Origin of the sequence: Pseudoalteromonas sp. SR45-5, from assembly GCF_014163565.1 — a bacterium.
GTDB lineage: Bacteria > Pseudomonadota > Gammaproteobacteria > Enterobacterales > Alteromonadaceae > Pseudoalteromonas > Pseudoalteromonas distincta.
Genome location: NZ_JACJDN010000853.1, coordinates 1 through 1,329, shown reverse-complemented (window position 1 = coordinate 1,329; position 1,329 = coordinate 1). Strand labels below are relative to the sequence as shown.

Sequence of the window (1,329 nt, the reverse complement as noted above, 5' to 3'; positions counted from 1 at the left end):
TATTTACTAATAACTTCCAAACAATCGAAGAATTATAATAGGAACTATCATGTCTGATATGACCCCAAGAGAAATTGTTCACGAGCTAGATCAGCACATTATAGGTCAGGCTAAAGCAAAAAAAGCAGTGGCTATTGCACTTCGTAACCGCTGGCGCCGCATGCAACTCAAAGAAGATTTACGCAGCGAAGTAACACCAAAAAACATTTTAATGATTGGTCCAACCGGTGTAGGTAAAACAGAAATTGCCCGCCGATTAGCAAAACTTGCTAACGCACCCTTTATTAAAGTAGAAGCGACTAAGTTCACTGAAGTTGGCTATGTTGGTAAAGAAGTTGAGACTATCATCCGCGATTTAGTCGATGTATCAATTAAAATGACTCGCGAACAGCAGACTAAGAAATTTAAACATCGCGCCGAAGAAGCAGCAGAAGAGCGCATTTTAGATGCCCTTTTACCACCAGCGAAAGATCAATACGGCGAAACGCAGCGTGATGATAACTCATCAACTCGCCAAGCGTTCCGTAAAAAGCTACGTGAAGGTCAGCTAGATGATAAAGAAATTGAAATCGATTTAGCACAAGCACAACCAAACGTAGAAATTATGGCGCCTCCTGGTATGGAAGATATGACCAACCAGCTACAAAGCATGTTTCAAAACATGGGCGGCGATAAGCGCACTAAGCGTAAACTAAAAATCAAAGAAGCCTTCAAACTATTAACGGAAGAAGAAGCCGCTAAATTAGTAAATCCTGAAGAGCTAAAAGAACAAGCTATTTTTGCAGTAGAGCAAAACGGTATTGTGTTTATTGATGAAATAGACAAAATTTGTAAGCGCGGCGATTCTTCAGGTCCAGATGTGAGCCGAGAAGGTGTTCAGCGCGACTTACTACCGCTAATTGAAGGTTCAACTGTAAATACTAAGCACGGAATGGTTAAAACTGACCATATGCTGTTTATTGCCTCTGGTGCGTTTCAGATGGCAAAGCCATCAGATATGATCCCAGAGCTACAGGGCCGCTTACCGATTCGAGTAGAACTTGAAGCACTTACTGCAGATGACTTTAAACGCATCCTTACAGAGCCTCATGCATCGCTTACCGAGCAACAACGAGAGCTGCTTAAAACTGAGCAGGTATCGATTGAGTTTAGCGACGATGCAATTGAGCGTATTGCCAAAGCAGCTTGGCAAGTTAACGAGAAAACCGAAAACATCGGTGCTCGTCGTCTACACACTGTAATGGAAAGATTGATGGAAGAAATTTCATACGATGCTTCTGAAAAAGCAGGCTCGTCATTAGTAATCGACGCCGCTTACGTTGAAAAACA

Annotated in this window: 1 protein-coding gene; it reads left to right on the top strand. The window is 42.1% G+C overall.

Annotation, left to right across the window (positions count from 1 at the left end; translation table 11 throughout):
- Positions 1-49: 49 nt before the first annotated feature.
- On the top strand, positions 50-1,329 hold a 1,280-nt coding region (gene hslU / locus H5072_RS19590), incomplete at its 3' end, for an HslU--HslV peptidase ATPase subunit (protein ID WP_182694527.1).